The organism is Jannaschia sp. S6380 (assembly GCF_023015695.1).
Classification (GTDB): Bacteria; Pseudomonadota; Alphaproteobacteria; order Rhodobacterales; family Rhodobacteraceae; genus Jannaschia.
In genome coordinates this window covers 936,602-959,755 of record NZ_JALKAS010000001.1, presented here as the reverse complement: position 1 = coordinate 959,755, position 23,154 = coordinate 936,602, and the positions used below count along the sequence as shown (strand labels likewise).

Sequence of the window (23,154 nt, the reverse complement as noted above, 5' to 3'; positions counted from 1 at the left end):
CGGAGCTTGTCCGAATGGAACAAGAGGGAACGAGGGACGCGGTCGTCGGAACGATGGGCGCGAAGATATATGGGCGGGTGCTGGCCGCCCTTGCCGGAATGGAGGCGCTTCGCGTGTCCGTGGAACGCAAGGTCAGCCAGATCAACGCCATGCCACCCGAGGAAATCAAGGCGGCCGGTCTGGAGGCGATCCAGCGGGATCTGGGCCGCGCGGTCGGCAATGTGCTGACCGAGGAAGGAAAGGTGAAGGATGCCCTACGGATCGAACGGGGGGGCGCGGGGATCGACCTCTGCGCCGCGCGGGCTGAGATCGGGCGCCGTCTCGATCGCATCCGCGCCGCGAGCGGTGCGGGAGACGTTCCTGAGGGAACTGAGTGACAACGAGGCGGCGGCGCTGCCGTATCTGTTCGATTTCTGGGCCCTGGATCATCAGTTGCCGCCCGAAGGGGATTGGCGGACCTGGGTGATTCTGGGAGGGCGCGGCGCGGGGAAGACCCGCGCCGGGGCCGAATGGGTGCGCGCGCAGGTCGAGGGCGCGCGGGCCATGCAGGCAGGACGCGCGCGGCGCGTGGCGCTGGTGGGCGAGACGTATGATCAGGTCCGCGACGTGATGATCGAGGGGGAGTCGGGCATCCTGAGATGTTCGCCCCCCGACCGGCGGCCGGTCTGGAAGGCGACGCATCGCAAGCTGATCTGGCCCAACGGGGCGGAGGCGCAGGCTTTCTCGGCGCATGATTTCGAGGCGCTTCGGGGGCCGCAGTTCGATGCGGCCTGGGTCGACGAGCTGGCCAAGTGGAAGCGCGCCGAGGAGGCGTGGGACATGCTGCAGTTCTGTCTGCGGCTGGGGGACAACCCGCGGGCGGTGGTGACGACGACGCCGAAGAACGTGCCCGTGCTGAAGGACATGCTGGGGCGGCCCGGCACCGTCAGCACGCATGCCGCGACCGAGGCCAACCGCGCCAACCTGGCGCGCGGGTTCCTGGCCGAGGTGATGGCGCGATATGGCGGCACACGGATGGGCCGGCAGGAGCTGGAAGGGCTGTTGCTGGAGGATATCGAGGGGGCGTTCTGGACGAGCGGCCTGCTGGACGCGCTGCGGGTGGAGGACGTGCCGGCGTTCGACCGGGTGATCTTGGGCGTGGACCCGGCGGTGACGTCGTCGGGCGCGTCGGACGAGACCGGGATCGTGGTGGTGGGTGCGGTGACGCAGGGGCCGCCGAAGGATTGGCGGGCCTATGTCCTGGAGGATGCGACGGTATCGGCGGCGTCGCCCAGCGAATGGGCGATGGCGGTGGCGGCGGCCTATGACCGCTGGGGCGCGGACCGCGTGGTGGCCGAGGGCAACCAGGGCGGCGACATGATCGAGGCGGTGCTGCGTCAGGTGGCCCCGCTGGTCAGCTATCGCAAGGTGACGGCGCGGCGGGCCAAGGGCGCGCGGGCGGAGCCGGTGGCGGCGCTCTATGAGCAGGGCCGGGTGCGGCACCTGCGGGGGCTGGGGCCGCTGGAGGATCAGATGTGCCGGATGACGGTCGGCGGATACCGGGGTTCGGGCAGTCCGGACCGGGTAGACGCGCTGGTCTGGGCACTTTGGGCGGCGATGCTGGACCCGGACGGGCAGCGGACGGGGCCGAGCATTCGGCAGCTTTGAGATGACGGGGGCCCTTCGGGGCCCTTTCTTTTTGGGATGACGGAAGGACGGGCAATGTTCGGATTTGGGCGGAAGGACGCCGGGCCGGCGGAGGCCAAGGCCTCGGCCACGGGTCGGGTCGCGGCGATGGGATTGGCCGGGCGCGCGGTCTGGTCGCCGCGCGATGCAGGCACGCTGACGCGCGTCGGGTTCGCGGGGAACCCGGTCGGGTTCCGTGCGGTGAAGCTGATCGCGGAGGCGGCGACGGCGGTTCCGGTCGCGGCATCGGACGCGGCGGGGCGGGTGGACGTGCATCCGCTGCTGGCGCTGTTGTCGCGGCCCAACGGGGCGCAGGGGCGCGGCGAGTTCCTCGAGGCGCTGTTCGGACAGTTCCTGCTGTCGGGAAACGCCTTCGTCGAGGCGGTGGGGCCGGGCGGTCTGCCGCGCGAGTTGCACGTGCTGCGCGCGGACCGGATGTCGGTGGTGCCTGGGACCGATGGCTGGCCGGTGGCGTATGACTACACCGTGTCGGGGCGCAAGCATCGGTTCCAAGTGGGCGAGGTGTCGCCCGTGCTGCACGTGCGGGCGTTCCATCCGCAGGACGACCATTACGGGTTGTCGCCGATGCAGGCGGCGGCCGCGGCGATCGACGTGCACAACGCCGCCTCGCGCTGGTCGAAGGGGTTGCTGGACAACGCCGCGCGACCATCGGGCGCGATCGTCAACGGCGGCGAGGAGATGTCGCCCGATCAGTTCGATCGGCTGTCGATGGAGTTGGAGGCGCATCACCAGGGCGCGCGCAATGCGGGGCGGCCGATGCTGCTGGACGGGGGCCTGGACTGGAAGCCGATGGGGTTCAGCCCGTCGGACATGGAGTTTCGCCAGACCAAGGAGGCCGCCGCGCGCGAGATCGCGATGGCCTTCGGGGTGCCGCCGATGCTGCTGGGGATCCCGGGGGACGCGACCTATGCCAATTATGTCGAGGCGAACCGGGCGTTCTATCGGCTGACGGTGCTGCCGCTGGTGACGAAGGTCTGCGAGGCGCTGGCGCATTGGCTGGGCCAGCATTCGGGCGAGGCGATGGCGCTGGCGCCGGATCGCGACCGGGTGCCTGCGTTGCAGGCGGAGCGGGATGCCGAATGGACCCGGATCGCGGGCGCCGACTTCCTGACGGCGGACGAGAAGCGGCGGATGCTGGGCCTGCCGCCCGCGGACGCATGAGCGCGGCGGAACGGACCGGCGGATCGCGGTTCCTGTACGCGCCGTTTCAGGACACCGAGACGGCGTTCCGCCTGACCGAGGAGCGGCTGGCCTGTGTCGAGACGGTGATCGCACGGTTGGAGACGGACCGCGCCGTCGATGCCGAGAAGCAGATCCGGCTGGAGACGCGGTTCAACCAGATCGACAACCGGCTGGACCGCATCGACGCGCTGATCTCGCGGCTGGTCTGGCTGATCGTGGCGGCGATCGTCGGCGGCTTCGTGTCGGTCGCGTTGCAGGGGAATGCGGTCGGCGTCTGAGGGCGGCGACGGGAACCAAATCGGGGCCACGGCTGCCCTTGGCGGGGCAGGCCGGACGAGGAGAAAGTCATGAAAGTGGAACGGAAGTTCGCGCGCGCCGAGACCGGCGTGCGGCTGGAGGAAGGTGCCCGCATCGCGGGTTACGCGTCGCTGTTCGGGGTCGAGGATACCGGCCGCGACGTGGTCGAAGCGGGCGCCTATTGCGACAGCCTGGCGCGGATCAGCGCCGAGGGGCGGCGCGTCAAGATGCTGTGGCAGCACGACCCGGCCTGCGTGATCGGGGTTTGGGAAGAGGTCCGCGAGGACGCGCGCGGCCTGTTCGTGAAGGGCCGCTTGCTGCCGGGCGTGGAGAAGGCGCGCGAGGCGGCGGAACTGATCGAGGCGGGCGCGCTGGACGGGCTGTCGATCGGCTATACGGTCCGGCGGGCCGTCAAGGACAACCAGGGGCGCAGGCTTCTGAAGGAACTGGAGCTTTGGGAAGTGTCGCTGGTGACGTTCCCGATGCTGCCCAGTGCGCGGGTCGGGGCCAAGGCGGACCCCTCGCGCGAATTGGCGCGGGCGATCCGGTCCGCGCGTCTGGAACTGGCGCGCGACTGACGCCGCCGCAACCATCCAAAGGAGAACCCGATGAGCCATGACGGCGTCGGGGAAGTCACGGAAGCGCTGGCGGGGCTCGTCAGCGATTTCAAAGGCTTCCAACAGAAGATCACCCAAAAGATGCAGCAACAGGAAGAGCGCCTGAACATGACCTATCAAAGCCAACGTCCCCAGCTTTCCACCGCCGAGATGGTGGAGGCCCCGCATCAGAAGGCGATGGACGCCTATCTGCGGTCGGGCGACGATGACGGCCTGCGTGCCCTGACGCTGGACGGCAAGTCGATGAACACCGCCGTGTCGGCCGAGGGCGGATACCTGGTCGATCCGCAGACCGCGGAGACGGTGAAGTCGGTCCTGACGTCGTCGGCGTCGATCCGGTCGATCGCGTCGGTCGTCAACGTCGAGGCCACGTCGTTCGACGTGCTGGTCGACCGCACCGAGACCGGCGCCGGCTGGGCCACCGAGAACGGCGCCACGGCCGAGACCGACAGCCCGCTGTTCGACCGCATCTCGATCCCGCTGCACGAGCTGTCGGCGATGCCCAAGGCGTCGCAGCGCCTGCTGGACGACGCGGCGTTCGACATCGAGGGCTGGCTGGCCGGTCGGATCGCCGACCGTTTCGCCACCGCCGAGGCGGCGGCCTTCGTCAACGGCGACGGCGTCGACAAACCCACGGGCTTCCTGACCTATGGCCATGTCGAGGAGCAGTCCTGGAACTGGGGCTTGCTGGGCTATGTCGCGACGGGCGCCTCGGGCGATTTCGACGCGAGCCGTCCGGCCGATGCCGTGGTGGACCTGGTCTATGCGCTGGGGGCGAAGTACCGCGCCAACGCGAGCTTCGTCATGAACTCCAAGACCGCGGGTGCGGTGCGCAAAATGAAGGACGCCGATGGGCGCTTCCTGTGGACCGACAGCCTGGCCGCGGGCCAGCCGGCGCAGCTGATGGGTTATCCGGTGCTGATCGCCGAGGACATGCCCGATATCGGCGCGGATGCCACCGCTGTCGCCTTCGGCGATTTCGGGGCCGGCTACACCGTGGCCGAGCGGCCCGATCTGCGCGTCCTGCGTGACCCGTTCAGTGCCAAGCCGCATGTCCTGTTCTACGCCACCAAGCGCGTGGGTGGGGACGTGACCGACTTCGCCGCGATCAAGCTGTTGAAGTTCTCCGTCGTCTGACGGGGAGGGGGGCCGTCCTGGCGGGGGGCGGCCCCTGACCCCTTCGCGCCGGTCGGGCGGCGCGGGGGGAGGCGGGGCCGGTGGGCTTCCGGCCTGGTCCGCACGCGATGTGTGCCGGCCCCGTCGACTTTCGAGGAACATGCAGGCGGAGAGACCATGACGATGACGGTGATCGATTCCGAGGGGATCGCGGATGAAATGCTGCCGCTGGCGGAGCTGGCGGCGCAGATGCGACTGGCGGACGGGTTCGAGGTCGTTCCCGGTCAGGCGGATCGCCTGCGGCTGCGGCTTCGCGCCGGGATCGAGGCGGTCGAACGGCGGTTGGGCCGGGCGCTGATCGCGCGCGAATTCCTGCTGTCGGGCGAAGTTTTGGGCGGGCGACGTGTGCCGCTGCCCATTGCGCCGGTCGAGGCGGTATTGTCGGCCGCGATTTCGCGCGCGGGCGCGCTGTTCGCGCTGGATGCGGCGACGGTCGAGGCCGGAGCGCGGGGCACGGAGGCCGTTCTGGCGCGCGCGGTGAGCGACGGGGAGGTCCTGCAGTTGCGGGTGCGGGCCGGCTATGGCGTCTGGTCCGACGTGCCGGGGCCGTTGCGTCAGGCGGCGCTGTTGCTGGCGGAGGCGCTGGACATGGGCGGCGACGCCGAGGCGCGGCGGATGGCGGAGGCGATGATGGCGCCGTTCCGGCCATTGCGCATCGGGGGGGCACGCTGATGGGGCGGGTCCTTACGCGGCGCATGACGTTGGTGGTGCCGGCCCGCGCGGCCGATGGCGGCGGCGGGTTCGTGCGCGACTGGGTCGTGCGCGGTGCGTTCTGGGCGTCGGTCCGCATGCGGTCGGGCGCCCTGCGGCATACGGAGTTCGGGCGCACGCCGCGCCTGCAGGTGCGGATCGTGACGCATGGGCTGCCCGAAGGGGACCCGATGCGTCCGGAGCCGGGCGACCGTCTGCGGGACGGGATGCGGTCCTACGAGGTGCAGGCCGTTCACGAAGGCGCGCGGCATGAGCTGGTGATCCTGGCGGGCGAAGTCCCGCGGGAGGAACAGGCATGACCTATGCGATGAGCGAGAGCCTGCAATCGGCGGTCTATGACCGGTTGTCGGGCGATGCCGATCTGGACGCGCTGGTCGCGGGGGCGGTGTTCGATTCCGTCCCTGAGCGCGCACCCGACCTGTTCGTGGCGCTGGGCCCGGAAAAGGCCAGCGACCGTTCGGACGCGACCGCCGGTGGGGCCATCCATCAGGTTCGCATTAGCGTCGTGACCCGGCGCCAGGGATTCATGGCCGCCAAGGCGGTGGCCGGGCGGGTGTCGGATATCCTGTCGGGCGCGGCGATGCCGCTGGCCCGGGGGCGACTGGTGTCGATGCGGTTCCTGAAGGCGCAGGCCAAGCGCGACGAGGGCGAGGGGACGCGCCGGATCGACCTGTGGTTCCGGGCGCGGCTGGACGACCGGAACTGAGCGAGACTTCAATTCAAGGAGAGACGAGATGGGTGTGCAAGCGGGCAAGGACCTTCTGCTGAAGGTGGATCAGGACGGCACCGGCGTATTCGTGACGCTGGCCGGTCTGCGGGCGACGCGGCTGACGTTCAATGCGGGGTCGATCGACGTGACGTCGACCGAAAGCGCGGGCGGCTGGCGCGAATTGCTGGGCGGTGGCGGCGTGAAATCGGCGCAGGTCAGCGGATCGGGCATCTTTCGCGATGCGGACACGGATGCGCGGGCACGGCAGCTGTTCTTCGACGGCGAGGTGCCGGCGTTCCAGGTGATCATCCCCGATTTCGGCATCGTGGAGGGGCCGTTCCAGATCACCTCGCTTGAATACGGAGGCACGCATGACGGTGAGGCCACCTATGAAATCGCGCTGGCCTCGGCCGGCGAGATGATCTTCACGCCGCTCTGATGGGGGGCGGGAACCCGTTCGCCGGCGAGGTCGCCCTGGTGCTGGATGGCGAACGACGGGTGCTGAAGCTGACGCTGGGGGCGCTGGCGGAGTTGGAGGCCGAGCTGGAGGCCGACAGCCTGGTCGCGCTGGTCGGCCGGTTCGAGGCGGGCGGGTTCCGGGCGCGCGACGTGGCGCGCCTGTTGCTGGCCGGCCTGCGCGGCGGGGGGTGGCAGGGCGACGCCCGCGACCTGCTGTCCGCCGAGATCGAGGGCGGTCCGGTCGAGGCGACGCGCGTCGCGGCGCTTCTGCTCGGCCGGGCCTTCGCATTTCCGGCATGAGCGCGCGGTTCGACTGGAACGCGCTGATGGCCGCCGGGATGCGCGGGCTGGGGCTGCGGCCCGCGGAGTTCTGGGCGCTGACGCCGGCGGAGCTGGCCTTTCTTTTGGGGCATGGCGACGGACGTCTGCCGATGGATCGGGCGGGGCTGGACGCGCTGGCCGCCCGGTTCCCCGACAAGCAGGAGATGGACGATGGATGACAGGGACGAGTTCGACGGTGTCGACGGCGCGCTTGACGCGCTGGAGGCACGCCTGGGCGGATCGGAGGCCGTGGTTGCGCGGTTCACGGCGGAACTGGGCACGCTGGAAGGGCAGATGCTGCACACCCAGAAGGAAGTGCAGGGTCTGTCGCGGTCGTTCGGCGGGTCGCTGAAGCGGGCGTTCGATGGCGTCGTCTTCGATGGGCGAAAGTTGTCGGACGCGCTGTCGGGGCTGGCCCGTTCGATGCTGAACGCGACCTACAACGCGGCGATGCGACCGGTCGGGCAGGCGCTTGGCGGCGCCCTTGCAAGCGGATTGGAGGGCGTTCTGCCCTTCGCCGAGGGCGGGGCGTTCAGCCAGGGTCGGGTGATGCCGTTCGCCAAGGGCGGCGTGATCGGCGGGCCGACGACGTTTCCGATGCGCGGCGGCACCGGCCTGATGGGCGAAGCCGGGCCCGAGGCCATCATGCCGCTGACGCGGGGCCCCGACGGCAGGCTGGGGGTCCAGACCCATGGGGGCGGGTCGTCGGTGAACGTGCAGATGCACATCAGCACGCCCGACGCCGAAGGCTTTCGCAGGTCGCGCAGCCAGATCGCCGCCGAGATGTCGCGCGCGCTGTCGCGCGGATCCAGAAACCGCTGAAGGAACAAGACATGTCGTTTCACGAGATCCGATTTCCCCCCCGGATGTCCCTGGGATCCATCGGCGGGCCCGAGCGCCTGACCGAGGTGGTCACGCTGGCCAACGGGTTCGAGGAGCGGAACACGCCCTGGGCGCATTCACGCCGCCGCTATGACGCCGGGGTCGGGATGCGGTCGCTGGACGATGTCGGCGAGATGATCGCCTTCTTCGAGGCGCGCAGGGGACGCCTGCATGGGTTCCGCTGGAAGGACTGGGCTGATTTCAAATCATGCCGGCCGTCGGGGGAGGTCGCGTTCCGCGATCAGTTGATCGGCAAGGGGGACGGCTCGACCACCGTGTTCGCGCTGTCGAAGACCTATCGTTCGGGGGTCGAGACCTATGTCCGCCCAATCGTAAAGCCTGTCGAAGGGAGCGTGCGCGTGGGACTGGAGGACGACGAGCTGCAGGACACGGTGCATTACGAGGTGGACGCGACCACGGGGCGCGTCATCTTCGCCACGGCGCCCGATCTGGGCGTGGATGTCACGGCCGGTTTCGAGTTCGATGTGCCGGTACGTTTCGACACAGACTCGATTCTGACTTCGGTGGCGAGCTTCCAGGCCGGCGAGATACCGGATGTCCCGGTTCTGGAGGTGCGGTTGTGACCGGGCTTGGCGAACATCTGGCGGCCGGCGGAAGCACCGTCTGCCGCGCTTGGGTGGTAGAGCGCAGGGACGGGCAGGTCTTCGGCTTCACCGATCACGACACGCCTATCCGGATCGACGGCGTGGAATGCCGGGCGTCGTCGGGTCTGGCGGCGGGCGCATTGCAGGCGGGAACCGGTCTGGCGGTGGACAACGCCGAGGCGCACGGCGCGCTGAGCCACGACGTCATCCGCGAGGAGGACCTGCGCGCCGGACGCTGGGACGCGGCGGAGGTCACGGCCTGGCTGGTGAACTGGGAAGACACCGAAATGCGGGAAATCCTGTTCCAGGGGTCGCTGGGCGAGATCAGCTGGGGCGGCGGGATGTTCTCGGCCGAGCTGCGTGGTTTGGCGGAGGCGTTGAACCGCGTGCGCGGTCGCGTCTTTCAGGGTCGTTGCGATGCGGTGCTGGGCGATGGCCGCTGCCGCAAGGCGCTGGGACCGAGTTTCGTTCTGGAGACGACTGTCGAGACGGTGGAACGCGATGCGACCTATCGGTTTGCCACGCATCGGGAGTTCGCGCCGAAATGGTTCGAGCGCGGGCGCCTGGAAGTTCTGGACGGTCCGGCAATGGGCATGTCGGAGCGGGTCAAGATGGACCGCGGGGCCGAGGATGGTCGTCGGATCACGCTTTGGCAGGCCTTGCGCTGCGAGGTCGCCGCGGGGACACGGGTGCGCCTGGAGGCCGGCTGCGACAAGCGCGCCGAGACCTGCCGTCTGAAGTTCGACAACATGCTGAATTTTCGCGGCTTCCCGCATATCCCCGGTGATGACTGGCTGATGAGCTATCCGACGCGCGACGGTCGGAACGACGGGGGCCGATCATGAGCCGCGTCGTGAGTATTGCGCGGACCTGGATCGGTACGCCCTATGTGCACCAGGCTTCGGCGCGCGGGGCGGGGACGGATTGTCTCGGGCTCGTGCGGGGGGTCTGGCGCGAACTCTATGGTGCCGAGCCGCAGGCGGTTCCGCCCTACACACAGGATTGGGCCGAGCCACAGGGGGACGAGGTCCTGCATGCGGCGGCCGATCGGCATCTGACGCGTCTGACCGCCAGCTGTCCGATGCGGCCCGGCGATCTGTTGTTGTTTCGGATGCGCGAGGGATCGATCGCGAAACATCTTGGCCTGGTCGGGCGCATCGGCGCGGTGCCGACCTTCATACATGCCTACAGCGGACATGGCGTGCTGGAGAGCCCGCTCTCGACGCCCTGGATGCGCCGGATCGCCGCGCGCTTCCGGTTTCCCGAAACGATATCTGAGGAGGGCTGAGAGATGGCCACACTCGTACTGGGTGCCGTGGGTGCGGCGGTCGGCGGCAGCTTGGGCGGCTCGTTCCTGGGACTGAGCGGCGCGGTGATCGGCCGTGCCGCGGGCGCCGCGTTGGGTCGGGTCGTCGACCAGACGATCATGGGCGGCGGCTCGGATGCGATCGAGACCGGACGCATCGACCGCCTGCGCCTGACCGGGGCGTCCGAGGGTGCCGTCCTGCCCCGTGTCGTGGGACGCGTCCGCATCGGCGGGCAGGTCATCTGGGCCACCCGTTTCAAGGAGCATCGGAGTTCGTCGAGTGGCGGGGGCAAGGGCGGTCCGAAGGCACCGAAACAGACGAGCTTTAGCTATTCGATTTCGCTGGCCGTGGCGCTCTGCGAGGGGGAGATCACGCGGGTTGGACGTATCTGGGCGGACGGGCGCGAGATCGCGCGGGACGACATCCAGATGCGGGTCTACAAGGGCGATGACACCCAGCTGCCCGACGCCCTGATCGAGGCACATGAGGGCGCAGGGCATGCGCCCGCCTTTCGGGGAACGGCCTATGTCGTCATCGAGGACCTGGATATCTCGCCCTACGGCAACCGGGTGCCGAACCTGTCCTTCGAGGTCCTGCGCGCCGCGCGTGCCGAGGGGGAGGTGCCGGCCCCGTCCGAGCTGATCGAAGGCGTCGCCTTGGTGCCCGGAACGGGGGAGTTCGCGCTCGCCACGACGTCGGTTCATTATGACCATGGAAATGGCGCGAAGGAGTCGGCGAACATCAACACGCCGCAACGCGTATCCGATTTCCGCGTCGCAATGCGTGACCTGACCGAAGAATTTCCGAAGCTGAAATCCACGTCGCTTATCGTTTCGTGGTTCGGAACAGATCTGCGGTGCGGGGCGTGCCGCCTTCACCCGCGGGTCGAGCACAAGGCGGCCGAGGGCAAGCCGCAGCGTTGGCGCGTCGCGGGTCTGGATCGGGACGCGGCGGGACAGGTCCCGCTGAAGGATGGCCGCCCGGTCTATGGCGGCACGCCGAGCGACGCATCGGTAGTCGAGGCAATCCGCGATCTGAATGCGCGCGATATCGACGTGACCTTCTACCCGTTCATTCTGATGGAACAGATGGCGGGGAACGGGCTGCCCGACCCATGGGGAAATGCGGAGCAGGCTGCCCTGCCATGGCGAGGCAGGATTACCAGCGAGCTGGCCCCCGGTCGGGACGGGACGACGGATGGGAGTGCGGCGGCGGAGGCCGAGGTCGCGCGTTTCTTCGGCGAGGTCCCGGGCGGCGAGGACTCGGACTGGAACTATCGCCGGTTCATCCTGCACTACGCGTCGCTGTGCGCTGAAGCCGGGGGGGTCGAGGCGTTCTGCATCGGGTCCGAGATGCGGAGCCTGACGCGCGTGCGGGGCCCTGGGAACACGTTCCCGGCGGTCGCCGCGCTGCAACGGCTGGCACGGGACGTTCGCGCGATCCTTCCGGATGCGAAGATCGGCTACGCAGCGGACTGGTCGGAGTATTTCGGATATCACCCGGCGGATACGGGAAACCTGCACTATCACCTCGATCCGCTCTGGGCGGATCCCTCGATCGATTTCATCGGTATCGACAACTACATGCCGCTCGGCGATTGGCGCGACGGCCGGGATCATGCGGATGCGGCCTTCGGATCGATCAAAGATCTGGACTACCTGCAGTCGAATATCGAGGGGGGCGAAGGCTTCGATTGGTACTATCCCACGCCGGAGGCGCGGGCCGCGCAGCGACGTTTGCCGATCCGCGACGGCGCGCATGGCGAGGATTGGGTTTGGCGGTTCAAGGATTTGCGGAACTGGTGGTCGGAACCTCATCATGATCGGATCGACGGGGAACGGCGTACCATGCCGACGGCCTGGATCCCAATGTCGAAGCCGATCCGGTTCACCGAATACGGCTGCGCGGCCATCGACAAGGGGGCGAACCAGCCGAACAAGTTCATTGATGCCAAATCGTCCGAAAGCGCCTTGCCGCGCCATTCGAACGGGCGGCGCGACGACACGATGCAGATCCAGTATCTTCGCGCCTTCGTCGATTACTGGGGCGATGCCAGGCGCAATCCGCAATCGCCGAAGTTCGACGGGCGCATGATCGACATGGCGCATAGCCTGGCGTGGGCCTGGGATACGCGCCCGTGGCCGTATTTTCCGGAGCTTGGCGATTACTGGTCGGATGGGGTGAACCATGCGCGGGGGCATTGGCTGACCGGGCGCAGCGCCACGCAGCCGTTGTCGACGGCGATCGCCGAGATTTGCCGGGCGAGCGGGCTGGAACGCTTCGACGTCTCGAAGGTTCGCGGGTCGGTGCGTGGCTATTCCGTGGCGGAAGTCCAATCGGCCCGGGCTGATCTGCAGCCGCTGCTGCTGGCCCATGGCGTCGAGGCGTCGGAGCGGAGCGGGCGGATCGTGTTCTCGATGCGCGACGAGGCGCGTGAGGTCGAGTTGACTGCCGAGCGGATGGTTCGGGGCGACGGGGATGTCCTGCGATATGCGCGTGGGCCGGAGGCCGAAACGACGCGGCGGGTCGTCGTCCACCACATCGACGCCGCCGGCGATTTCGAGACGCGGGTGGCGGAGGCAGTTCTGCACGGGACCGAGACCTTGCCGGTGTCTGAGACGGAACTTCCTTTGTCGCTGACCCGCGGGGAGGCGCAGGCCGTCGCGGAGCGATTTCTGTCCGAGACGCATGTATCGCGCGACTCGGTCGAATTCGCCCTCGCCCCGTCGCGGAGAGATGTCGTGGCAGGCGATCTGCTGCGTTTGGCGGGACATGAGGATCTCTGGCGGGTCGACCGGATCGAGGATGGTGCGGACCGTCGAGTCAAGGCTGTGCGGACGGAACGCGGCCTCTACGAGCCCAGCGACGAGGCGGAGGATGGCACCGGTCGGCTCCGACCTTTCGCGCCGCTGCCGGTCGACAGCGTGATCCTGGACCTGCCTGCGCTGAGCGTCGAGCGGACCGCGCATGCACCCTATGTCGCGGTGGCGGCGCGGCCCTGGCCGGGCACGGTCGCGGTTCATATGGCGGTCGACGACAGCGATTACGAATTGAACCTGCTGGTGGAGGAACCTTCGCAGATCGGCATCACGCGCAGCGTATTGGAGCCGGCGGCGCCATCGGTCTGGGACAACGGACCCGAGCTTTTGATCGAGATGGGTGATGGGTCACTTTCGTCGGTATCCGATCGGTCCATGCTGGCCGGTGCGAACGCGATGGCGATCGGTTCGGGTGAGCCTGCCGGATGGGAGGTGGTCCAGTTTCGGCACGCGCGGCCGGTGGGCGCTGGCTTGTGGAGCGTTTCTCGACGACTTCGTGGTCAGCGGGGCACGGAACATCTGGCCGGGCGAACCTGGCCGATCGGGAGCCGCGTCGTCATACTTGATCGGTCTGTCCGGCAAATGGACCTGCCTCTGGAAACCCTGGGGCAGGATCGGCATCTTCGGATCGGTCCGGCATCGCTTCCACTAGGGCATGAAGCCTTCGAGCATCGCGTCGTGACGGCGGAGGGGAACGGCCTTCGCCCGTTTTCGCCCGTCCATTTGCGGACATCGCAGGAGGGTGATCACGTGCAGGTGCGCTGGATCCGACGTTCGCGAACCGGGACAGACGGCTGGAATGCGCATGATGTTCCGTTGGGCGAGCGCGAGGAGCGGTATCTCGTCCAATTGGAGACAGAGGCGGGCGAAATCCTGAGGGAAGAGACGGTGGCAGAACCGGCATTCGCGTTCGACGCTGCGGCGCTGCGCACGTCGATTGGCGAGACCGAGCCGATCGTGATACGGGTGGCGCAGATGTCCGATGAGGTCGGCGTGGGACAATTCGCGTCGATCACCTTGGTGTGACTTCGCTTTGTCATCCCGAGGAGGCAAGCATAGTGTCGAAGACGAGTTTCGACAGGAGACCTGCAGATGAGATCAGCTGACAGACATTCCGTGCAATCGCTCGATCCGGTCTGGGAACAGGTCGTCGCCGAAGCCCGTGAGGCCATCGGCGAGGAGCCCCTGCTGGGTGGCATGATCCATACGTCCATCCTGCATCACGATACGATCGGGAAGGCGTTGGCGTATCGGTTCGCGCAGCGATTGGCATCGAGCGAGATGAGCGAACAGATTCTGCGTGAGCTTGCAGAGAAGGCCTTTACGGCTGATCCCGAGATCGTCCAGGCGGCCCGGGCCGATATGGTCGCGATCCTGGATAGGGATCCCGCCTGCAGTCGTCTGCTGCAGCCCATGTTGTTCTTCAAGGGGTTCCAGGCGGTTCTTGCGTATCGCGTGGGTCACTGGCTTTGGCTGGCCGGGCGGCGCGACATGGCGTATTTCGTTCAGACCCGTGTGAGCGAACTCTACGGCGTCGACATACATCCGGGCGCGCGGATCGGACGTGGAATCATGATCGACCACGCGCATTCGATCGTAATCGGCGAGACGGCCGTCGTGGGGGACAACGTGTCGATGCTTCATTCCGTGACATTGGGCGGAACGGGGAAGCAGGACGACGATCGTCATCCGAAGATCGGGAACGGCGTCCTTATCGGTGCCGGGGCGAAGGTGCTGGGCAACATCAGCATCGGCCATTGCTCGCGCATCGCGGCGGGTTCGGTCGTGCTGGCGGACATTCCGCCGATGAAGACCGTCGCCGGCGTGCCCGCCCGCATCGTCGGCGAGGCGGGATGCGCGCAGCCCTCGGTCACGATGGATCAGCTGGTCGGTGTGAAGGGGGCGGAAGATTAGCTTCCGCGCCCCGCGCTTTCGTCAGGCCAGCATCGTCATCGGGTTTTCGAGGTTCTCGGCAATCGCCTTAAGGAAATCTGCGCCCAATGCGCCGTCGATCACCCGGTGATCGACGCTCAGCGTGACGGACATGACCGTCGCGGCGGTGATTTCGCCATCGGCGCCAATGACTGGTTTCTTCACGCCCGCACCGACGGCGAGAATGGAACCGTGCGGCGGATTGATGACGGCATCGAAGTTGTCGATACCGAACATCCCGAGATTGGAGATGGCGAAGCTGCCGCCCTGATATTCATGGGGGGCCAGCTTGCGTTCGCGGGCCCGGCTGGCGAGGTCCTTCATTTCGGCGGACAGGGCCGAAAGCGATTTCTGATGCGCGTCCTTGAGAACAGGCGTGAACAGGCCGCCCTCGATGGCGACCGCGACTGCGACGTCCGAAGGTTCCAGACGCAGCATACGGTCGCCGGCCCAGACGGCGTTCGCGTCCGGGACCTGCTGAAGCGCGTTGGCGCAGGCCTTGATGATGAAGTCGTTGACTGACAGCTTGATGTTGCGACTTTCGAGTTGCTTGTTCAGCTGGCTTCGGAACTTCAGCAGGGCGTCCAGTTGGATGTCGCGGCGCAGGTAGAAATGCGGAATTGTCTGCTTGGCTTCCGTCAGGCGCGCGGCGACGGTCTTGCGCATGCCGTCGAGCTTTATCTCTTCGAAAGCGCGACCCTCGAACATCTTGGCGACCTGATCGGACGTCATGCCCGAGGGCAGCGCCGTTTTCTGGCCATCGGCCGGTCTGGCGGTCTCGACGGCGGCGGATGGCTTGGTCTGATCCGGCTTGGCGTTCTCGACATCCGCCTTGACGATCCGTCCCCGTGGGCCGGAGCCTTTGATGGCGCTCAGGTCCAGCCCCTTGTCCTTGGCGATGCGCCGTGCGAGCGGCGTGGCGAAGACGCGATCACCTTGGGTACGATCCGGTGCGGACGGCTTCTCGGCCGCGCCCTTGTCAGCCCCGCCCTCTTCGCGGCCGTAGCCCTTCTGGGGTTCGGTGGCCGGCGAAGGTTCGGCCGGTGCCGCATGTGACGAGCCGCCGGGCGCGGCGTCCTCGATCCCTGCCGGGTCTTCGCCTTCCTCGACCAGAACGGCGATCGGCGAGTTCACCTTCACGCCTTCAGTACCTTCCGGAACGATGATCTTGCCGACGATCCCTTCGTCGACGGCTTCGAATTCCATCGTGGCCTTGTCGGTCTCGATTTCGGCGAGAAGGTCGCCGGAGGCGACCGTATCACCCTCCTTGACCAGCCACTTCGCGAGCGTGCCTTCCTCCATCGTCGGGGACAGGGCGGGCATCAGGATTTGAGTTGCCATGACAGTATCCCCTAGCGGTAGGTGACTTGCTTGACCGCTTCGACCACCTCGTCGGTGGTGACGAGGGCAAGCTTCTCGAGGTTCGCGGCATAGGGCATGGGCACGTCCTTGCCGGTGCAGGTGATGACCGGCGCATCCAGATAGTCGAATGCGCGCTGCATGATCGTGGAGGCCATGTGATCGCTGAAACTGGCGACGGGGAACCCCTCCTCGACCAGCACGCAGCGATTGGTCTTCTGCACCGAAGCCATGACCGCGTCGTAGTCGACCGGACGCAGGGTCCGCAGGTCGATCACCTCCGCCTCGATCCCGTCTTCGGCCAGCTTGTCCGCCGCCTGCAGCGCGTAGGTCATGCCGATGCCCCAACTGACGATGGTGACATCCTTTCCCTCGCGCCAAATCTTGGCCTTGCCGAACGGCACGGTGAAGTCATCCAGTTTGGGGACCTCGAAGGATTTCCCGTACAGGATCTCGTTCTCGAGGAAGATGACCGGGTTCGCATCCCGGATCGCTGTCTTCATCAGACCCTTCGCGTCGGCGGCCGAATAGGGCATCACCACCTTCAACCCGGGAATGGACGCGTACCATGCCGCATAGTCTTGGCTGTGTTGGGCGCCGACCCGTGCGGCGGCGCCGTTGGGCCCCCGGAACACCATCGGGGCGCCCATCTGGCCACCGGACATGTAAAGCGTTTTGGCCGCGGAGTTGATGATTTGGTCGATGGCCTGCATCGCGAAGTTGAAGGTCATGAACTCCACGATCGGCTTCAGCCCGCCGAAGGCCGCGCCGACGGCGATGCCGGTGAAGCCGTGCTCGGTGATCGGCGTGTCGATCACGCGCTTGTCGCCGAACTCGTCCAGCATCCCCTGGCTGATCTTGTAGGCGCCTTGGTACTCGGCCACCTCCTCCCCCATCAAGAAGACGTCCTCGTCGCGACGCATCTCCTCGGACATTGCGTCGCGGATGGCTTCCCGGACGGTCATCGTGACCATCTCGGTGCCATCGGGCCAATCGGGGGTCAGGTCGGGCTTGGGAACGTCATCGGACTTCGCCTCCGCCGGCTTGGGGGCAGGGGCCTCGGTCTTCTTGTCGGGTTCGGCCTCGGCCTTCGGGGCGCTCGACGTGTCGACGTCATCGGCGCTCTCGCCCTCGTCCAGAAGAACCGCGATCGGCGAATTCACCTTCACGCCTTCGGTGCCCTCGGCGACGATGATCTTGCCGATCGTGCCCTCGTCGACGGCTTCGAATTCCATCGTGGCCTTGTCGGTCTCGATTTCGGCCAGGATGTCCCCGGACGACACCGTGTCACCCTCCTTGACGAGCCATTTGGCGAGCGTGCCTTCCTCCATGGTGGGGGAAAGGGCGGGCATCAAGATTTCGGTCGCCATATCAATTGTCCCCTTCCGGCGTGACCATTCCAACGACGTTGCCTTGACCGTCTTCCACGTAGGCGACACGTCCAATGTCCGGATAGCCCATCGGCGGAAGCGCTTGGCCTCCGCCATTCTTCAAAGCCCATGCGTAGCTGGCGTCGCAATCCTCGATCTCGAACGTCATCGTGCTGCCGCGGATCGGGCCGCCCGGCGCGGGATCGGGGCCGGGCCGCTTCAGCAGACCGCCGGACAAGCCCCCGCTAGAGGAGAGGCCACCGCCTGAGATCACGTAATATTCGACATCGTCGGATGCACCCTGCAGGGGCTCGAATGACCAGTCGAAGAGTCCGCCGTAGAATGCCTTGGCCGCTGCAACGTCGCCCGCATGGATCTCGAAGCGCGGCATCACACGGCCTCCTGCGGAATTTCCTCGGCATAGATGTCGGTCCAGAGTTCCTCGACCGCGGGCTCGGGGCTTTCCTTGGCGAACTCGGCGCTCTCGTTGACGATCTCCTTGATCTCCTTGTCGATCGCCTTCAGGTCATCCTCGGTGGCGTGATCGCCGGTCAGCAGCATCTGCCGCACCATCTCGATCGCGTCGCGTTCCTCGCGCATCTTCTGAACCTCGTCGCGGGTGCGGTACTTGGCCGGATCCGACATCGAATGGCCGCGGTAGCGATAGGTCTTGATCTCCAGGATGTACGGGCCCTTGCCAGCGCGGCAGTATTCGACCGCGCGCATGCCCGCATCCTTGACGGCGAGGACATCCATGCCGTCGACCTCCTCCCCCTCGATCCCGTAGGCGGCACCCCGTTCCCAGTAGGAGGGCGACTTGGTGGACCGCTTGGTCGAGGTGCCCATGGCGTATTGGTTGTTCTCGATCACGAAGATGCAGGGCAGGTCCCAGAGTTCGGCCATGTTGTAGGCCTCGTAGACCTGCCCCTGGTTGGCCGCGCCGTCGCCGAAATAGGTGAAGGTGACGTTGTCGTTGCCGCGATACTTGTCGGAAAACGCCAGCCCGGCCCCGATCGGCACCTGCGCCGCCACGATGCCGTGGCCGCCGTAGAAATGCTTCTCTTTCGAGAACATGTGCATGCTCCCGCCCTTGCCCTTGGAGTAGCCGCCTTCGCGCCCGGTCAGCTCCGCCATGACGCCCTTCGGGTCCATTCCGCAGGCGAGCATATGGCCATGGTCGCGGTAGGAGGTGATGCGCTTGTCGCCTTCCTTCGCCGCGGCCTCCAGCCCGACCACGACGGCCTCCTGGCCGATATAGAGGTGACAGAACCCGCCGATCAGACCCATCCCGTAGAGTTGGCCGGCCTTCTCCTCGAAGCGGCGGATGAGCAGCATGTCGCGGTAGTATTGAACGAGGTCTTCCTTGGACACGTTCGGCTTCGCCTTGGCGGCAGGTTTGCGGGTGGCCATCTGGTGCGGATCCTCCGATCGGTGAATCGTTCAACGTTAAACTATCGCTATCGGAAACGTTCCGCGGGGGAAAGACCCGACCCGGACGAAGGGTGCTTCGCGCTATTCGACGATAATCTCGTCCGCGCGGGCCAAGCCGAGGACAAGCCGCGCGCGTTCGTCCAGCAGGTCGAGGTCGAGATAGTCGTCGGACAGGCGCCGTGTGCGTTCGCGCATCCGTTCGGCTTCCGCGTCGAGCAGGGCCAACTCGGCTTCGAGGACGGCACGCTCCGATTCCAGCTCGACCCGGCGCAGAACCCCGTATTCCCCCTGCACGGCGGCGAAGACGAAATATCCCCCGAAGATGAGAAGTCCGAGAGGAAGGATCAGGCCGTAGCCTCTGAATTTGCGTCGGATCGCCATGCTCTGCCTCATCCGCACCTCTGCCGGGCGCTCCCCCCGACCCTAGTCGGAATCGGCGCGGGGATAAACAACCTTGCCGCCCGGGCGCGAAACCGCGCGCCGGGGTGCGGCAAGGATGCGACGCCCCCGATCAGCCGGCGACCGACGCGTCGCGGATGCTCTGGATCGTGTCCGTCAGGCGCGCCTCGAAGGCCGCGTCGTCCTGGTCGGCCGACAACCCTTCCGTCAGGGCTCGACTGAAGCTTGCCACCACGCCGTGGTTTTCGGCCAAGCGGGCATTCGCCTCGGCGCGGCTGTAGCCGCCCGACAGTGCCACGACCCGCAGGACGCGCGGATGATCGACGAGGGGCGCGTAGAAGTTGCTTTCGTCCGGCAGGGTCAGCTTCAGCATGATCTGGTCGCCATCCGACAGGCCATCCAGATGACGCAGGATCGCCTCGCGCAGCAAGCGCTCGGCCTCCGCCTTGTCGGAGATCGAAATCGTCACCTCGGGCTCCAATATCGGAACCATGTCGTGCGACAGCACCTGACGGCCGACCTCGAACTGCTGGGCGACGATCGCCTCGATCCCGTCGGCATCGGCCGCGTCGATCACCGAGCGTTCCTTGGTGCCGAAGACGCCCTCGGCCTTGGCGCGCGACAGCGTCGCATCCAGGTCGGGGATGTCCTTCATCAGCTTCACGCCCTGCGACGCGTCCTGCAGGCCCTTGTCGATCTTCAGAAACGGCACGACGCCGCGCCGTTCCCACAGGTAGCTGGACGCAGGCTCGCCCTCGAACGCGCGATCCATCGTCTGCTCGAACAGGATGGCGCCGATGACGTTGTCGCCGTTGAACGCGGGCGAGCGGACGATGCGGGCGCGCATCTCGTGGATCAGGTCGAACATCTCGGCCTCGCCGTCGTACCGATCTTCCGGCACGCCGTAGAGCTTGAGCGCCTTCGGCGTGGAGCCGCCCGACTGGTCGAGCGCGGCGATGAACCCCCGGCCTTCGCGGATCTTGGCGGCTTTGGTCTGATCGGGCATCTCGGTCTCCGGCTCGGCTGTTCTGATGGATCCGGCCTATTTGGACGGTTGCGTGGCGGCAAGCTTGGTTGCGCTAACGGGTCTCGCGCGCGAGCCAAGCCTCGGTGGCGATGGCGGCGGCTTCGCTCTCGACATCGGCCCAGTTCGCCATGCCGTCGGACGGGATCGCGCGGTCGATACGTTCCAGCAGGTCGGCGGCGGTCCGGTCGCCGCGCGCGGCCGCGACGCTGGCATAGATCAGTGCTGATCGCAGGGAGCGCGGAGCCCCGATACCGCGCAGATGCGCGGCCGCGCGCGCCCGCAACTCCGACGTGGGCGCGCCGAGGTCGCGGGCCCCGGGCTCCGGCGCGGCCGATTGCAGGCGCAGCCGCGTCGCAAAGGGCAGATCCGCTTCCAACCGGTCCAACAGGCCGCGCAATCCCGGCGCGCCCGTCGGACCGGCGGCCAGGGCCTGCGCATACGCTCCCTCGGGGTCGGTCTCGGCCAGCGCGCGCGCCAGCTGCAGCGCCACCTCGCCATCGCCCGCCTCGGCCAACGGGGTCAGCAGGTCGCGGGCCAGCGCGCGGTTTCGCGGCGCGCGGTCCCCGGACAGAAGCGCCAGTCCGACCTCGCGACGCTCGGACATGTTCAGCCCCGCCGCGTCGGTCCAGGCCCGACGCACCAGCCCGGGGTCAATGAGATCCCGTTCGCGCGCCGCGTCGGTGCCCACACGCGGCTCCAGAAGTGCGATCAGGGCCAGCGGCGAGTCCTCGATCGCTGCCACCAGGTCCCCGTCGATGGGGCGGGGCTGGTCGGGGGCAAAGCCGCTTTCGATCACCAGCCGCTTGGGGTCGGTCGCGAAGGCCGCCCAGCCTTCGGCCAGTTCCGTCACGAAGGCCTTGGCGGGCTTCGGCAGCGGACCGTCGGCCTGCTGTTCGAGCGCGCTCCCGACCATGCGTGTCACGAAGGCGGCCGCCTCATCGGGGTTCGTGAGCGGCGGTGGCAGGATCGGCGCCAGCACTTCCCACGCGCCAAGGTTCTCCACCATGAGCGTTGCGGCGCGCAGGCGGCCGACCGGCTCGAAGTCCGGCTCCTCGCCCCGGAACCAAAGGTAGTCGAAATCGACGTCCAGCTGCAGCGCGGCCATGTCCTCCACCCGCGTGCGCATCGCGGCCAACAGGCCGGCCGATCCCACGTCATAGTCGTACTCGACCTCGATTTCCGGGATGCGGACCTGTCCATCGGTCGCCATCATGCGGAGCGGCATCGCCTGCGGCGGGATGCATTCCGCGCCGATCCCGACATCGCGAAGCGACATGCGCCCCGCGACCCGGTCGATCGACATAGGATCGTCCACCAGTATCTCCACCGTTCCGAATGCGATCGGGCAGGGGGCCGCGCCCGTCATCTCGCGCGGCAGGACCATCCCCAGCCCCTCGATCGCCGCGCGCCCTTCCAGCAGCGAGACCGACAGGTCGCCATAGGTCAGGTCGACCTGCGTGCGCGCCGCGATCAGCCCGTACTGCACCATCTGCGCGACGATGCGGTCGGGGTTCACGAAGTCCCACAACGACCGCTCCTGCGCGGTAGCGGACAGCGGGACAAGGCCCGAAAGGGCGGTGCAGAGCAGAAGGCGGCGCATGGCGATCTCCGGGGCAGGGCGTTCGCCACCAGCCTAGGGGAGGGGTGGGAGGGCCCGCAACGGCCTATTGCGACAGGGCCGCGACGCCGGGCAGGGTCTTCCCTTCCATCCATTCCAGGAAGGCGCCGCCGGCGGTGGAGATATAGGTGAAGTCGTCGACCACGCCGGCGTGCCGCAAGGCCGCGACCGTGTCGCCGCCCCCCGCGACCGAGATGAGGTCGCCCGACCGGGTGAGCGCAGCCGCATGGCGTGCCGCCGCGGTCGTGGCCGCATCGAAGGGCGTCATCTCGAACGCGCCGAGCGGCCCATTCCAGACCAACGTCGCGCAGCCGTCCAGAACGGTGCGGATATGGGCCACGCTGTCGGGGCCTGCATCGAGGATCATGTGGCCCTCGGGCACGTCTTCCACCTTGACGGTCCGCGTCGGCGGGTCGGCGCGGAACTCGGCGGCGACCACCACGTCGCGGGGCAGCAGGATCGCGCAACCGGCGGTCTCGGCCTTGGCCGCGATCTGCCGCGCCGTGTCCAGCAGGTCGTGTTCGCATAGCGACTTGCGCACCTCGATCCCCTGGGCCGCCAGGAAGGTATTCGCCATGCCGCCGCCGATGATCAGGTGCTGCACCCGCGTGACCAGGTTCGACAGCAGGTCCAGCTTGGTGGACACCTTGGCCCCGCCCACGACGGCCGCGACCGGCGGCTTGGGCGTGCCGAGCGCCGCCTCCAATGCCGTCAGCTCCGCCTCCATCGAGCGGCCGGCGCAGGATGGCAGCAGGCGGGCCAGCGCGTGCGTGGTGGCATGCGCGCGATGCGCGGCCGAGAACGCGTCGTTGCAGTAGATATCCCCGACCGAGGCGAGACGGCGCGCGAAACCCTCGTCATCCGCCTCCTCGCCGGGGTTGAAGCGCACGTTTTCGAACAGCAGCACGTCCCCGTCCTGCATCCTGCCGACCGCGTCGCCATAGTCGCCATCGGCGAACCCGACCTCGACGCCCAGACCCTCGCTCAGGGCTGGCACGATCTGGCGCAGCGACATATCGGGAACGACCTTGCCCTTGGGCCGCCCGAAATGCGCGAGAAGGACGGTCCTGGCACCCGCTGCCCGCAGATCGCGGATGGTCGGGACGATGCGGTCGATCCGCGTCGTGTCCGTGACGCGGCCATCCTCGACCGGCACGTTCACGTCGACACGGGTCAGGACGACCTTGCCCCGCAGATTCATGTCGTCCAGCGTCTTGAAGGTCATCCCGCCGTCACCCCGTTCCTTG

Annotated in this window: 26 protein-coding genes; 18 read left to right on the top strand and 8 right to left on the bottom strand. The window is 67.5% G+C overall.

Going from position 1 to position 23,154, the window contains the following annotated elements; translation table 11 throughout:
• The first annotated feature begins 14 nt into the window (after positions 1-14).
• The 18 genes from MWU52_RS04975 to cysE all read left to right on the top strand — a co-directional run bounded on the left by MWU52_RS04975 (position 15) and on the right by cysE (position 14,685).
• On the top strand, positions 15-377 hold the full coding sequence (locus MWU52_RS04975) for a hypothetical protein (RefSeq protein WP_246950018.1): 363 nt from the start codon (positions 15-17) through the stop codon (positions 375-377).
• The gene (locus tag MWU52_RS04970) at positions 304-1,647 is read left to right on the top strand and encodes a terminase family protein (protein ID WP_246952761.1); all 1,344 of its coding nucleotides are present in this window, start codon (positions 304-306) and stop codon (positions 1,645-1,647) included. The genes MWU52_RS04975 and MWU52_RS04970 overlap by 74 nt, the downstream gene beginning before the upstream one ends.
• A gap of 36 nt (positions 1,648-1,683) precedes the next feature.
• Positions 1,684-2,847 carry a phage portal protein gene (locus tag MWU52_RS04965; protein WP_246950016.1) on the top strand — a complete coding sequence of 388 codons (1,164 nt, stop codon included), beginning with the start codon at positions 1,684-1,686 and terminating at the stop codon, positions 2,845-2,847.
• Positions 2,844-3,146: a hemolysin XhlA family protein gene (locus tag MWU52_RS04960; RefSeq protein WP_246950014.1), complete on the top strand. Its 303-nt coding sequence runs from the start codon at positions 2,844-2,846 to the stop codon at positions 3,144-3,146. Before MWU52_RS04965 ends, MWU52_RS04960 begins: the two co-directional genes overlap by 4 nt.
• 69 nt (positions 3,147-3,215) lie before the next feature.
• On the top strand, positions 3,216-3,743 hold the full coding sequence (locus MWU52_RS04955; protein WP_246950012.1) for an HK97 family phage prohead protease: 528 nt from the start codon (positions 3,216-3,218) through the stop codon (positions 3,741-3,743).
• A 30-nt stretch (positions 3,744-3,773) separates the two neighbouring features.
• Positions 3,774-4,919, top strand: a complete 1,146-nt coding sequence (locus MWU52_RS04950) for a phage major capsid protein (protein WP_246950010.1) — start codon at positions 3,774-3,776, stop codon at positions 4,917-4,919.
• A gap of 162 nt (positions 4,920-5,081) precedes the next feature.
• Positions 5,082-5,630: a hypothetical protein gene (locus tag MWU52_RS04945; RefSeq protein ID WP_246950008.1), complete on the top strand. Its 549-nt coding sequence runs from the start codon at positions 5,082-5,084 to the stop codon at positions 5,628-5,630.
• Positions 5,630-5,968 (top strand): head-tail adaptor protein, encoded by a 339-nt coding sequence (locus MWU52_RS04940; RefSeq protein ID WP_246950006.1) that lies wholly within the window; start codon positions 5,630-5,632, stop codon positions 5,966-5,968. Before MWU52_RS04945 ends, MWU52_RS04940 begins: the two co-directional genes overlap by 1 nt.
• Positions 5,965-6,375 (top strand): DUF3168 domain-containing protein, encoded by a 411-nt coding sequence (locus MWU52_RS04935; RefSeq protein ID WP_246950004.1) that lies wholly within the window; start codon positions 5,965-5,967, stop codon positions 6,373-6,375. The genes MWU52_RS04940 and MWU52_RS04935 overlap by 4 nt, the downstream gene beginning before the upstream one ends.
• Before the next feature lie 28 nt (positions 6,376-6,403).
• Positions 6,404-6,817 carry a phage major tail protein, TP901-1 family gene (locus tag MWU52_RS04930; RefSeq protein WP_246950003.1) on the top strand — a complete coding sequence of 138 codons (414 nt, stop codon included), beginning with the start codon at positions 6,404-6,406 and terminating at the stop codon, positions 6,815-6,817.
• Positions 6,817-7,137: a GTA-gp10 family protein gene (locus tag MWU52_RS04925; RefSeq protein WP_246950002.1), complete on the top strand. Its 321-nt coding sequence runs from the start codon at positions 6,817-6,819 to the stop codon at positions 7,135-7,137. Before MWU52_RS04930 ends, MWU52_RS04925 begins: the two co-directional genes overlap by 1 nt.
• Complete coding sequence (locus MWU52_RS04920) at positions 7,134-7,337, top strand: rcc01693 family protein (RefSeq protein WP_246950001.1); 204 nt, start codon at positions 7,134-7,136, stop codon at positions 7,335-7,337. The genes MWU52_RS04925 and MWU52_RS04920 overlap by 4 nt, the downstream gene beginning before the upstream one ends.
• Positions 7,330-7,980 carry a phage tail tape measure protein gene (locus MWU52_RS04915; RefSeq protein WP_246950000.1) on the top strand — a complete coding sequence of 217 codons (651 nt, stop codon included), beginning with the start codon at positions 7,330-7,332 and terminating at the stop codon, positions 7,978-7,980. The genes MWU52_RS04920 and MWU52_RS04915 overlap by 8 nt, the downstream gene beginning before the upstream one ends.
• Before the next feature lie 11 nt (positions 7,981-7,991).
• Positions 7,992-8,624, top strand: a complete 633-nt coding sequence (locus MWU52_RS04910) for a DUF2460 domain-containing protein (RefSeq protein ID WP_246949999.1) — start codon at positions 7,992-7,994, stop codon at positions 8,622-8,624.
• Positions 8,621-9,490: a DUF2163 domain-containing protein gene (locus tag MWU52_RS04905; protein ID WP_246949998.1), complete on the top strand. Its 870-nt coding sequence runs from the start codon at positions 8,621-8,623 to the stop codon at positions 9,488-9,490. The genes MWU52_RS04910 and MWU52_RS04905 overlap by 4 nt, the downstream gene beginning before the upstream one ends.
• Entirely contained in the window at positions 9,487-9,933 is a 447-nt protein-coding gene (locus MWU52_RS04900; RefSeq protein ID WP_246949996.1) for an NlpC/P60 family protein, read from the top strand. Before MWU52_RS04905 ends, MWU52_RS04900 begins: the two co-directional genes overlap by 4 nt.
• A gap of 3 nt (positions 9,934-9,936) precedes the next feature.
• Positions 9,937-13,797: a glycoside hydrolase TIM-barrel-like domain-containing protein gene (locus MWU52_RS04895; RefSeq protein WP_246949994.1), complete on the top strand. Its 3,861-nt coding sequence runs from the start codon at positions 9,937-9,939 to the stop codon at positions 13,795-13,797.
• A 66-nt stretch (positions 13,798-13,863) separates the two neighbouring features.
• Positions 13,864-14,685 carry a serine O-acetyltransferase gene (gene cysE / locus MWU52_RS04890; RefSeq protein WP_246949992.1) on the top strand — a complete coding sequence of 274 codons (822 nt, stop codon included), beginning with the start codon at positions 13,864-13,866 and terminating at the stop codon, positions 14,683-14,685.
• 21 nt (positions 14,686-14,706) lie between these two features.
• Here cysE and MWU52_RS04885 read toward each other — a convergent pair whose 3' ends face one another.
• The 8 genes from MWU52_RS04885 to MWU52_RS04850 form a co-directional block, all read right to left on the bottom strand.
• A complete protein-coding gene (locus MWU52_RS04885) occupies positions 14,707-16,044 on the bottom strand; it encodes a pyruvate dehydrogenase complex dihydrolipoamide acetyltransferase (protein ID WP_246949991.1) in 1,338 nt (445 codons plus the stop codon).
• A gap of 11 nt (positions 16,045-16,055) precedes the next feature.
• Complete coding sequence (locus tag MWU52_RS04880; RefSeq protein ID WP_246949990.1) at positions 16,056-17,432, bottom strand: pyruvate dehydrogenase complex E1 component subunit beta; 1,377 nt, start codon at positions 17,430-17,432, stop codon at positions 16,056-16,058.
• A 1-nt stretch (position 17,433) separates the two neighbouring features.
• Positions 17,434-17,823, bottom strand: a complete 390-nt coding sequence (locus tag MWU52_RS04875; protein ID WP_246949989.1) for a hypothetical protein — start codon at positions 17,821-17,823, stop codon at positions 17,434-17,436.
• Positions 17,823-18,842, bottom strand: coding sequence for a pyruvate dehydrogenase (acetyl-transferring) E1 component subunit alpha (gene pdhA, locus MWU52_RS04870; protein WP_246949988.1), 1,020 nt, complete (start codon positions 18,840-18,842; stop codon positions 17,823-17,825). The genes MWU52_RS04875 and pdhA overlap by 1 nt, the downstream gene beginning before the upstream one ends.
• 102 nt (positions 18,843-18,944) lie before the next feature.
• The gene (locus MWU52_RS04865) at positions 18,945-19,244 is read right to left on the bottom strand and encodes a septum formation initiator family protein (protein ID WP_246949987.1); all 300 of its coding nucleotides are present in this window, start codon (positions 19,242-19,244) and stop codon (positions 18,945-18,947) included.
• A 130-nt stretch (positions 19,245-19,374) separates the two neighbouring features.
• Entirely contained in the window at positions 19,375-20,268 is an 894-nt protein-coding gene (locus MWU52_RS04860; RefSeq protein WP_246949986.1) for a fructose bisphosphate aldolase, read from the bottom strand.
• A gap of 73 nt (positions 20,269-20,341) precedes the next feature.
• The gene (locus MWU52_RS04855) at positions 20,342-21,889 is read right to left on the bottom strand and encodes a hypothetical protein (protein ID WP_246949984.1); all 1,548 of its coding nucleotides are present in this window, start codon (positions 21,887-21,889) and stop codon (positions 20,342-20,344) included.
• 64 nt (positions 21,890-21,953) lie between these two features.
• Positions 21,954-23,132: a phosphoglycerate kinase gene (locus tag MWU52_RS04850; protein ID WP_246949982.1), complete on the bottom strand. Its 1,179-nt coding sequence runs from the start codon at positions 23,130-23,132 to the stop codon at positions 21,954-21,956.
• Positions 23,133-23,154: the final 22 nt, after the last annotated feature.